General features: G+C 73.7%; 7 protein-coding genes. 4 read left to right on the top strand and 3 right to left on the bottom strand.

From position 1 onward, the window contains the following. The 4 genes from ACWDS7_RS19775 to ACWDS7_RS19760 all read left to right on the top strand — a co-directional run. Window positions 1-1,191: condensation domain-containing protein (locus ACWDS7_RS19775; RefSeq protein ID WP_451930440.1), on the top strand; the 1,191-nt coding region annotated here is incomplete at its 5' end. Further along, window positions 1,178-5,185, top strand: a complete 4,008-nt coding sequence (locus ACWDS7_RS19770; RefSeq protein ID WP_451930439.1) for an amino acid adenylation domain-containing protein — start codon at window positions 1,178-1,180, stop codon at window positions 5,183-5,185. The genes ACWDS7_RS19775 and ACWDS7_RS19770, both read left to right, overlap by 14 nt. Then, entirely contained in the window at window positions 5,182-5,391 is a 210-nt protein-coding gene (locus tag ACWDS7_RS19765; RefSeq protein WP_451930438.1) for an MbtH family protein, read from the top strand. Before ACWDS7_RS19770 ends, ACWDS7_RS19765 begins: the two co-directional genes overlap by 4 nt. A gap of 82 nt (window positions 5,392-5,473) precedes the next feature. Then, window positions 5,474-6,226 (top strand): thioesterase II family protein, encoded by a 753-nt coding sequence (locus ACWDS7_RS19760; protein ID WP_451930437.1) that lies wholly within the window; start codon window positions 5,474-5,476, stop codon window positions 6,224-6,226. 69 nt (window positions 6,227-6,295) lie between these two features. On the opposite strand, the gene ACWDS7_RS19755 is transcribed toward ACWDS7_RS19760, so the two are convergent. From ACWDS7_RS19755 to ACWDS7_RS19745, 3 genes are all read right to left on the bottom strand, one after another. Then, a complete protein-coding gene (locus ACWDS7_RS19755; protein WP_451930436.1) occupies window positions 6,296-7,177 on the bottom strand; it encodes an esterase/lipase family protein in 882 nt (293 codons plus the stop codon). Between the two features lie 190 nt (window positions 7,178-7,367). Continuing rightward, on the bottom strand, window positions 7,368-9,404 hold the full coding sequence (locus ACWDS7_RS19750) for an acyltransferase family protein (RefSeq protein ID WP_451930435.1): 2,037 nt from the start codon (window positions 9,402-9,404) through the stop codon (window positions 7,368-7,370). 122 nt (window positions 9,405-9,526) lie between these two features. Then, window positions 9,527-10,906 carry a glycosyltransferase family 2 protein gene (locus ACWDS7_RS19745; RefSeq protein WP_306867920.1) on the bottom strand — a complete coding sequence of 460 codons (1,380 nt, stop codon included), beginning with the start codon at window positions 10,904-10,906 and terminating at the stop codon, window positions 9,527-9,529. Between the last annotated feature and the right edge of the window lie 365 nt (window positions 10,907-11,271).

The raw sequence follows: 11,271 nt of genomic DNA, 5'->3' as shown, positions 1-11,271 counted from the left end.
CCGGGCGACGGTGTCGCGGGTGGTGGGGGTCTGGCGGGGGTGGTCGCGGGTCAGGCCGGGCTGTTGCGGGCGGGGTTGGATCCGGGGGCGGGCCGGATGGTGGGGGTGGTCTGGGTGGATGCCGGGCCGGGGGTGTCGGGGCGGTTGGTGGTGGCGGTGCACCATCTGGCGGTCGACGCGGTGTCCTGGCGGATTCTGTTGCCGGATCTGTTCGCGGCCTGGCAGGCGGCTGTGCGTGGTGGGGTTGTCGCGTTGGCGCCGGTGCCGACCTCCTTCCGTACCTGGGCCCGTCGTCTCCAGGACGAGGCCCGCGACCGGGCCGGAGAACTCGACCTGTGGACCCGGATGCTCGGCGGCGGGACCGGGCGGCTGGATCCGGCCCTGGACACCTTCGGCACCCAGGGCCATCTCACGCTCGAACTGCCCGCGGAGGTCACCGAGCCGCTGCTCACCCGGCTCCCGGCGGCCTTCCACGCCCGGGTCAACGACGTGCTGCTCGCCGGGCTGGCGCTGGCCGTGAGCAGGTGGAGCGGTCAGGACTCGGTCCTGCTGGACCTGGAGGGACACGGCCGGGAGGAGATCTTCCCCGGCACCGACCTGTCCCGGACCGTCGGCTGGTTCACCGCCCTCCACCCGGTCCGGCTGGACCCCGGGCGGGCGGACTGGGCCGACCTCCAGGGCCCCACGGCGGCCCGGGCGATCAAACGGGTCAAGGAACAGCTCCGCGCCGTCCCCGACAGCGGGATCGGCTACGGCCTGCTCCGCCACCTCAACCCCGACACCGCCCCCGAGCTGGCCCGGAGTCCCGTCCCCGAGCTGGCCTTCAACTATCTCGGCCGGGTCGTGGCGGCCACCGGAGCCGACTGGTCCCCGGCCCCCGAGTCCGACGCGGTGGGTGGCGGTCACGCGGCGGACCTCGCGCTCCCGCACGCGCTGGAGGTCAACGCCGTCACCCGGGACACGCCCGGCGGCCCCCGGCTCCGGGCGACCTGGTCATGGGCGGGACGGCTGTACGCCGAGGCCGAGGTCAGGGAGCTGGCCGAGGCGTGGTTCGCCGCCCTCACCGGGCTGTCCCGGCACACCGGAGGCGGCCTGACCCCCTCGGACCTGATGGTCTCCATCAGCCAGGAAGAGATCGACGCGTTCGCGGCGGAACTCGACGCGGAGTGGAGTGCCCGTGAGTCAGCTTGAGGACATCCTGCCGTTGTCGCCGCTGCAGCAGGGGCTGTTCTTCCACGCCCTGTTCGACGAGGCCGCGCCCGACGTCTACACCGCCCAGCTCGTGCTGGAGCTGGCGGGCCCCCTCGACGTCCCCGCCCTGAGGAACGCCGTGGCGGCACTGCCGCGCCGCCACGCCAACCTGCGCGTCTCGTTCCGGCAGCGGGCCGGCGGCGAGCCCGTCCAGCTCGTGCACCGCCGGGTCGAGGTGCCCTGGCGGGAGGTCGCCACCGCCGACGCCGAGGGCGTGGCCGCCGAGGAGCGGGCCCGCCGCTTCGATCTCACCAGGCCCCCGCTGATGCGTTTCGTCCTGGTACGGCTCGGGCCGGACCGGCACCGGCTGGTCTTCACCAACCACCACATCCTGCTCGACGGCTGGTCCACCCCGCTGCTGGCCGCCGAGCTGCTGGCGCTCTACGGGGGGACGGAACCGCCCGCGGCCCCGCCGTACAAGGGGTATCTGGCCTGGCTGGCCGGCCAGGACCAGGCGGCGGCGGCCGGGGCCTGGGCACGGGCCCTGGACGGGATCGCCGGGCCCACCCTGGTCGCCCCCGACCTCGCGGGCCGTGCGCCCGTCGACCCCGGCCGGGTCCGCGCCCATCTCAGCGAGGATCTCACCGGCCGTCTCACCGCCGCCCTGCGCGCCCGGTCGCTCACCCTCAACACGGTGGTCCAGGGCTCGTGGGCGCTGCTGCTCGCCCTGCTCACCGGCCGCGACGACGTTGTCTTCGGCGGCACCGTCTCCGGCCGGCCGCCCGAGCTGCCCGGCGTCGAGCGCATGATCGGCCTGTTCATCAACACGCTCCCGGTGCGGGTGCGGATCGATCCCGCCGAGACCCTGGCGGACCTGCTCGGGCGGGTGCAGTCCGAACAGGCGGAGCTGTTCGCCCACCACCACCTCGGGCTCGCCGAGATCCAGCGCCTGCCCGGCCTGGGGCGGCTGTTCGACACCATGACCGTGCTGGAGAACTATCCCCTCGACCCCGCCGCCCTCGGCACCGCCGGGGACGGGGGGAGCCTGCGGCTCGCGGGGGCGTCGGGCACCGACGCCACCCACTACCCGCTCGCCCTGGCCGTCGTCCCCGGCAGGCGGCTCTCCCTGCGCCTGGACCACCGCCCCGACGTCGTCCCCCGCGCCGGCGCCCTCGGGCTCCTCAACCGCCTGACGCGCCTGCTCAAGGCCGTCGCCGCCGACCCCGACCTGCCGCTGGCCCGGCTCGACCTGCTGTCCGCCGACGAGCGCCGGCAGGTCCTGCACGGCTGGAACGGCGGAGCCGCGCCCGCTCCGGCCGAGGCGCCCGCCACCGCCGGAACACCCGCCACCGCCGGGACACCCGCCACCGCCGGGACACCCGCCACCGCCGGGACACCCGCCACCGCCGGGACACCCGCCACCGGGACGTCCACCCCGGCCGAGGCGCCTCCCACCATCGGGACACCCGCCCCGGCCGAGGCGCCTCCCACCGGGTCACCCGCCCCGGCCGGGGACTCCCCCGCGGTCCCCGCCGCGGCGACGCTCGTGACCGCCTTCGCCGAGCGGGTGGAGCGGACCCCGGACGCCGAGGCCGTCGTGAGCGGCGCGACCTCCCTCACCTACGCCGAGCTGAACGGGCGGGCCAACCGGCTGGCGCACCGGCTGATCGGGCTGGGCGTCCGGGCAGAGACCCCCGTGGCGGTCCTGCTCGAACGGTCGGCCGAGGTGGTCGTGGCGACCCTGGCGATCGCCAAGGCCGGAGGCGTGTACGTCCCGGTGCACCACGGCTACCCGGCCGGGCGGATGAGCTGGGTGATGGCCGACACCGGCGCGGCCGTCCTGGTCACCGACCGCGAGCCCGGCTTCGGGCACGCCGCCGCGGTGGTCCGGGTCGACGCGGACCCGCCGGAGACTCCCGGGGCGGCCGGCCACGCGCCGCAGTACGACCCGCACGTGAGGACCCATCCCGACCGGCTCGCCTACGTGATGTACACCTCGGGCTCGACGGGCCGGCCCAAGGGCGTCGCCGTACGGCACCGCGACGTCCTGGCCCTGGCCGCCGACCGCCGATGGGCCGACGGCCACCGGCGCGTGCTGATGCACTCGCCGCACGCCTTCGACGCCTCCACCTACGAGATCTGGGTGCCGCTGCTCAACGGCGGCACGGTCGTCGTGGCGCCGCCCGGCGACCTCGACCCCGGCTGGATCGGCGACCTCGTCGCCCGGCACCGGCTGACCGCCCTGTTCATCACCACCGCCCTGTTCAACCTGGTGGCCGAGGAGGCTCCGGGTACGTTCGCGGCGCTCCGCGAGGTCCTCACCGGCGGGGAGGCGGCCTCGCCCGAGGCCATGCGCCGGGTCCGGGCGGCCTGCCCGGAGACCGCGCTCGGCCACGTCTACGGGCCCACCGAGACCACCACCTACGCCACCTACCACCGGGTCTCCCACGTCGGCCCGGCCGCGCCCCCCATCGGCCGGCCCATGGACGGCACGCGGGCCTACGTGCTGGACGGCCTGCTGCGGCCGGTCCCCCCGGGCGCCCCGGGCGAGCTGTATCTCGCCGGTTCCGGCCTGGCCCGCGGCTACCTGGGCCGTCCCGGGCTGACCGCCGAACGGTTCGTCGCCTGCCCCTACGGCGGGCGGATGTACCGGACCGGCGACCTGGTCAGCTGGTCGGCCGGCGGGGAGCTGGAGTATCTGGGGCGGGCCGACGACCAGGTCAAGATCCGCGGGTTCCGGATCGAGCCGGGCGAGATCGAGGCGACGCTGTCGCGGCATCCCGAGGTCGCCCAGGTGTCGGTGATCGCCCGGGATCACCGGCTGGTCGCCTACGTGGTCGGCGCGGTCACCCCGCAGGAGCTGCGGCGGTTCGCGGCGCGGGCGCTGCCCGAGTACATGGTGCCCTCCACGGTGGTGCCCCTGGCCGCGCTGCCGCTCACCCCGAACGGGAAGGTGGACCGCGCGGCTCTCCCCGGACCGGACGCCGCGGTGTCCTCGCGCGCCCCCCGCACCCCCGCCGAGGAGGTGCTGTGCCGCCTGTTCGCCCAGGTGCTCGGCCTGGAGCGGGTCGGCGTCGACGACGGCTTCTTCGATCTGGGCGGCGACAGCATCAGCGTGATCCGGCTGGTCTCCCGGGCCAGGCAGGAGGGACTGACGATCACCCCGCGCGAGGTGTTCGCGCGCCAGACGGTCGAGGCGCTGGCCGGTGCCGGCGGCCCGGAGACACGGCCGGAGGCGGGCGGCGGCCTGGAGGTGCTGCTCCCGCTGCGCGCCGCCGGCTCCCGGCCGCCGCTGTTCTGCGTGCACCCCGGCGCCGGGCTCGGCTGGCCGTACTCCGGCCTGCTCCGCCACCTCGGCCCCGACCAGCCGATCTACGCCCTCCAGGCCCGTGCCCTGTCCGAGCCGGACTACACGGCCCCGTCGATCGAGGCCATGGCCCTGGACTATCTCGGCCGCCTCCGCGAGGTCCAGCCGCGCGGGCCGTACCGGCTGGCGGGCTGGTCCATGGGCGGCCTGATCGCCCACGCGATGGCCGTCGAGCTGCGCGGGCACGGCGAGGAGGTGGCGCTGCTGGCCCTGCTGGACGCCTACCCCGGCGAGAGGATCGGCGCCGGCGGGGGCGAGGCGCTGCCCGGGTTGCTCGCCGCGGCCGGTTACCGGGGGCCGGAGGAGATGGGGGAGGTGATGGAGTTCGTACGCGGTCAGGGCGGGCGGTACGCCACACTCGACGAACAGACATTGCTCGCGGTCTACCGTAATTACCGTAACGGTGTGAAGATCTCTCAGGAGCATGTGCCGCGGCGTTTCGACGGCGACGTGCTCCTCGTCATCGCCGCCCACGGCCGGGAGCCCGACATTCTCACGGCCGCCGACTGGAAGCCCTATGTCACCGGCACGATCGAAGACCACACGGTCGCCTGCGACCACGAGAGCATGTTGAACCCCGGGCCGATCGCGGAGATCGCCGCACTGCTCCGAAAGGAATTGGGATGAGCAACCCGTTCGAGAATCCCGACGGCGTCTACCTGGCACTGATCAACGACGAGGGCCAGTATTCGCTCTGGCCGTCCTGGGCGGAGATCCCGGCGGGCTGGACGGTCGCCTTCGGCGAGGACACCCGGCAGGCCTGCCTTGACCACATCGAGGCGAACTGGACCGACATGCGGCCCAAGAGCCTGATCAGAGCCATGGATCGATGAGCCGCACGGTCTTCGACGGACACGGAGGCCGGCGGGGCCGCGCGCACCGGCGCGGCCCCCGGGCCGAGGGCGCGGGGCACGCGTGAGCTGGCTGCGCTGTTTCCAGCCCCGCCCGAGAGCGACCACGAGGCTGATCTGTTTCGCGCACGCGGGCGGGTCGGCCACGGCCTACCGGGACTGGTCCGCGCTGCTGCCCGAGTCGGTCGAGGTGTACGGCGTGCAGTTGCCCGGCCGGGCCGACCGCTACACCGAGCCGCTGCCGGAGCGCATGGAGGCACTGGCCGGCGCGGTCGCCGAGGCGATGCCCCCGCTGCTGGACCGGCGTTTCGCGCTGTTCGGGCACAGCATGGGCGCGGTGACCGCCTATGAGGTCACGCGGGTGCTGGAGGCGCGGGGGACCGGCCCGGCGAGGCTGTTCGTGTCGGGGGCCACGGCCCCGCACGAGGCCAGGAGGAGAGGCCAGGTCTCGGCCTACGACGACGAGCGGCTCCTGGCCGAGCTGACCCGGCTCGGCGGCACCGACCTGGAGATCCTCTCCCATCCCGCGATGCGCGAGCTCATCTTCCCCTACATCCGGGGTGACTACCGGCTGCTGGAGAACTACCACCACCGTCCGGGCCCCCCGCTGCGCACCCCGATCTCCGCCCTCGTCGGCGACGCCGACCCGGTGGTCACCGCCGCCCAGGCCAAGTCCTGGGAGGCGCACACGGTCTCGGACTTCTCCCTGACGGTCTTCCCCGGCGGCCACTTCTACCTGCAGCCGCACCGGGCGCGGGTGGTCGCCGAGATCGCGCGGCGGATGAGCGCCGCGGGCGTGGGCGGCGATCACGACTGAGGACGTCGCCGGCGCCGCCGGTGAAGACGGGTCCCGCCGCCGACGACCGAGCGGCGGGCGGAGGGGCGCTCAGAGGATGAGGGCGAAGCAGTCGGGCCGGTAGCCCTTGGGCAGCGGTCCGGGAGACTCCAGCGCCTTGTTGACGTAGGAGAGCATCACGGGGTCCAGCGTCTCCAGGTTGTGTCCGAGCGCTCCCTCGATGAGACCCTTGAGCGGGCAGTCGTCCTGGAGCATCCGGTTGGTGACCTGCTCCCGGGGCCCGTCGATGAAGGTCGAGGCCGCCTCCTGCTCGGCCTTCAGGCCGAGGGCGGTGTAGCCGACCCCGGCTTCGACCATGGAGGGGGCGTTGAGCCGCTCCATCAGCGGCGAGTCGGTGCGGAGCTCGTCGCAGACCGTCTCCCACCCGCAGCTCTCGCGCAGCTCCCCGGTCAGCTCGTGGTGCGGGGCGCCCATCGTGATCAGCTCCGACACCCTGGGCGCCCCGCCCTCCAGCCGCATGTAGGCCCGGGGCACGATCCCGCCCAGGCTGTGCCCGACGATCGCCGCCTTCTCCGCCCCGGTGGCCTGGAGCACCCCCTCGACGAAGATCCCCAGCGCCCGGGCGGAGACCTCGATCGAGTTGCTCCACCCGTAGTCGAGCGCGAAGACGCAGTAGCCCTGCTTGCTCAGGTACGGCGCCGCCACCGGCCAGGTCACCGCCCCGGTGCTCTTGGCGCCGTGGACCAGGATCACCGGGTACGGCGAGCCCTCGCGGGGCCGGCAGCCGAAGTCGTTGGCGTCCTTCAGCCCGTCGGAGGCCATTCTCCTGGCCTCGGCGACCAGGTCCACCTCCGGCGCCGGAGGTGCCGTCTCCCGGTTCACCAGCGTGCCGGCCGCGAAGGTGAGGACCGCGAGCCCGGCCGCGGCACACAGGACGATCACGACGATGTGGCCAAGACGGAGCCGACCCACTCGATCACTCCTCCGGAAAGGACGCGGAACAAGAGCCTTTCCTCGTCACCCGCTCGCGGTCTATGACCTGGCCGCACCGGTTCCACCTGCGGAGTTGGCAGCCCGCGACAACTTCCGGTTCAGGCCCTCCCGGCCGGGCCCCGAGCACCCGGCCAGGAGGGCGGTCATGAGGGGGACCGCGCGGCGGTCCTCACAGGACGGTGGGGATCAGGTCGAGGTCCTCCAGGTCCTGTTCGATCCGGGGGGCGAGCCGCGCCGCGAGGGTGTCGGTGATGTGCACGTCGTCGCGGTAGAGCACGATGCCGTCCAGTGCGGCGGGACAGGTCGCGGCGGTGGCCGGGCAGAGCAGGGGGGTCACGTCCAGCAGGCGGACGCCGGGGCGCTCACCCGCGGTGATCTGCTCGGCCAGCGGGTCGGGACGGAGGCCGCGGTCGCGGGGGAAGGCGCAGTCGCCGGCCGGCGCGCCCGAAAGGCAGGCGGGCACGTCCTTACCGGGCAGCGGGGTGTCGCGCAGGTAGACCAGCGGGGCGCCGAGCCGGGTCAGCCGGTCGAGGGTGGAGTCCCAGGCGCGGGTCAGCGCGGCCCGGTCGGTCGCGTAGGCGTTGAGGGAGGCGACCAGGACCAGCCGGGGCGGGGGGCCGGCGGCGAGCCGCTTCAGCGCGTACTCGCGCCAGGTGTCGCACTCGTGGTACTCCCGGCCCAGGCGGGGGTCGACCACCGTGAGCCTGGGCAACGGGCAGCCGGGCTTGGTCAGGACCTCAAGGGCCCAGCCCCTGCGCACGGCGACGCGCTCGGCGGCGGCGAACCACTGACCGGCGTGGGAGTCGCCGACGAGGACGATCCTGTCCTTCGCGGCCGGGTCGCCGAACAGGCAGGCCGGGCTGGTCGTCGCGGTCAGCGCGACCTCGCACCCCTTCGACCGGGGGAAGTCGGTCCGGGCCTGGGCGGGCGGCGGCCGGAGCGCCGTGGCGGGGGCGTCGGCCACGGTGACCCGGGTGGTGGCCACGCCCTGCACGGCCCCGCCGTTGAGCAGCAGCGCGGCGGCGACGGGGACCGTCACGGCGGTGCTGCCCAGGGCCAGGCCGCGCCTGGGCAGCGCGGTCACCACCTCCGACGTGCGCAGCGGGTTCTCCACCAGCCTCATGGTCAGCGCCGCCGGGACGGCCGAGGCCAGCACCAGCGCCAGCCGTACCGGCCAGGGCTGGGTGCCGAGCGCGGCCTCGGCGAGGACGAGGACCGGCCAGTGCCACAGGTACCAGGTGTAGGACAGCCGTCCGATCGCCCGGACGGGGGCCAGCGTCAGCAGGGCCGAGACCGGTGAGCGGAACAGGATGACGGCGACCGTGCCGAGCGTGGGGGCCAGGGCGGCCGTCCCGGGATAGCGGGTCGTCGAGTCGAACACCGCGACCGACCAGGCGATCGCCGCCGCTCCGGCCAGGCCGAGCGCGGCCGAGACCGCTCTGGCGGCCGGGCGGGGGCGCCGTCCGGCTCCGCGGCCGGCGTCCGGGCCGTCCTGGACCGCGCCGCGCGGGGGACGCGGGCGGGAGCCGTACGGCATGAGCAGGGCGGCGAGGGCCCCGGCGCCGAACTGCCATGCCCGCGAGGGCGAGGCGAGGTAGGCCAGGGGCTCGCTGAGAGCCGTCCAGCGCAGGGACAGGCCGAAGGAGGCGCAGGTCAGCGTCACGACGATGACCGCGATGGCGGGGACGGCGCCGCGGCCGAGGCGGCGGGCGGCCAGGGCCGTCACCAGCAGCAGCGGCGCCCACAGGAGGTAGAACTGCTCCTCGACGGCCAGCGACCAGTAGTGCAGCAGGGGGCTGGGGTCGCGCGCGGCGGCCAGGTAGTCGGTCTGGGCGGCGACGGCGCGCCAGTTGGCGATCGACAGGGCGGCGGCGACCGCGTCACCGGCGATGTCGCCGCCGCGCAGGGGCGGCAGCAGCAGCCAGGCTCCCAGCACCGTGGCGAGCAGTACGGTCCCGGCGGCCGGCAGCAGGCGCCGGGCCCGCCGGGCGTAGAACTCGGCCAGGGAGAAGCGCCCGCCGGCGGCGATGTCGCGCAGCAGCAGGCCGGTGATCAGGAAGCCGGAGACGACGAAGAACACGTCCACCCCGGCGAACCCCCCGGCCAGGCCGGGGACGGTGGCGTGGAAGGCCAGCACGGCCAGGACGGCCACCGCCCGCAGCCCTTCGATGTCGGGCCGGAATCCGAGGTGATACCGCGGGGTCAAGGCGGTCGCTCCTTAGGAGGCGGGGAGAAGCGGCGGGAGTGCGGCGGAGCCGGAGGCGAGCAGGACGCCCAGCAGGAGCAGGGCGGTGATCGCCAGGGCCTCGGGCCAGCGGAACCGGTGGTTCAACGGAGGGTCCTCCACAGATCGCGGATGAGGGGGAGGGTGATGTAGGTGGTGCCGCAGGCGAAGAGGGTCAGCGCCCAGTAGTCGTCCCAGCCGTGGACGGGGGCGCGCAGGGCGATGCCGGCCCAGGTGGCGGCGGTCGTGACGGTCAGCCAGGCCAGAGCCGTCCGGCTGATCGAGGAGACCAGCCTGCTCCTGCCCGCGGCGGCCCCGCTCGGCACCCAGGCCGCCGCCCGGTCGCGCACCGCGTGCACGATGGAGAGCAGGTGGCAGTAGGAGTAGAGGGTCTGCGCCCGGACCACCTCGAAGCGCCAGCGGCTCACCGAGACCGCCGGCAGCAGCACCAGCGCCACCCAGAGCGGCGCCACGAAGGGGATCATGTGCCAGGCCCGGACGTCCTCGGGGTAGAAGGCGAGCATGACGAGGCCGGGCAGCGGGACCGCCGCGATGTTGACGGCCGAGACGAAGTAGCTCAGGAAGCCGCTGTAGTAGGACAGCCGCACCCGCCAGGGCATCGGCGTGCGGTGGAAGTCGCGGTCGAACAGCAGGCTCATGCAGCCCATCGCCCACCGGTACTGCTGGGCGACGTAGGAGGCGACGTTGTCCGGGGACAGCCCCTTGGCCAGCAGCACCGGCACGTACTTGGTGCGGTAGCCGCGCCGCATCAGCTCGACGCTGGTGTGGATGTCCTCGCTGTGGTCGATCCTGGGGAAGCCGCCGATCTCCTCCAGCGTGGACCGGCGGTAGACCACGTTCGTGCCCACGCAGATCGCGCCGCCGTCGGCGTCCCTGGAGGGCTGCAGCCACCGGTAGAACATCTCCTGCGCCGCTCCGGCGGTCCGCTGCAGCCAGGGCATGTCCGGTGCGGTGTCGAAATACTGGGGAGACTGGGCCACGGCGATCTCCGGGTCCTCCAGGTAGGGGACCAAGTGGGCCAGGAAGTCCGGGCGCGGGCAGAAGTCGGCGTCGAAGACCGCGACGAGGTCGCCGGAGCTGATCGACAGGCCGTGGTTGAGGTTGCCCGCCTTCTTCAGGTGCCCCCGGTCGGCCCGGGAGCTGTAGCGGAAGCCGTACCGCTCCGCCAGGTCCGCCACCTCGGCACGCGCGGCGTCGTCGAGCACCCAGACGGTGATCGGACCGTTCCACCGCAGGGCGGACAGGTGGCGGAAGGTGTTGTCCAGGATCGGCAGCGGCTCGCCGCGGGTCGGCAGGAACACGTCCACGGCGGGCGTCCCCGCCGGCCGCCAGGACCGGACGAGCAGGTCGTGCGACTCCCAGGTGGTGAGGCGCTGGCGCTGGCCGTCGACGAACGACATCGCCCAGCCCGCCAGGTTGAGCGCCAGCGCGGCGAAAAACGGCCACAGCGCTGGGTGGCGCATCGAGAAAAGGAGAACGGTGCCCGTGGTTAATGTCAGGGAAAGAGGTGTGCAGAGTAATACCCAACGCCTTTGCGGGCCGAAATAGAGTTTCAGCTCGCCGTCCGAGGGTGGCCGCGGAAGGTAGCGCACGGCCTCGTCAGAAGGTTTTTCCAGTAGTGCGTGCATGCGTAGGACCCCGATTTCCCAGCTGCGCGGGACGGATGACTTCCGTCTGTGGAACCAACTGTAAACAAACTTATCAGTGCCGTGCGAGGTGGCGGGTGAGGGGTGATGAAACACCGCGTTAACTGAATGAGATTCTGTACCGTGAAATATCCAGGCTCGTTCTTATAAATGGCCATTTGTCCAATTCGTCGGATCTTCGG

The organism is Streptosporangium sp. NPDC003464 (genome assembly GCF_053588315.1).
Note: the sequence above shows the minus strand (reverse complement) of the source record. Positions and strands in the feature narration are given on the sequence as shown.

Bases quoted from the DNA above. Each gene is read 5' to 3' on its own strand.
- ACWDS7_RS19765 (WP_451930438.1), top strand. From the start codon at position 5,182: ATGAGCAACCCGTTCGAGAATCCCGACGGCGTCTACCTGGCACTGATC.
- ACWDS7_RS19745 (WP_306867920.1), bottom strand. From the start codon at position 10,906: ATGCGCCACCCAGCGCTGTGGCCGTTTTTCGCCGCGCTGGCGCTCAAC.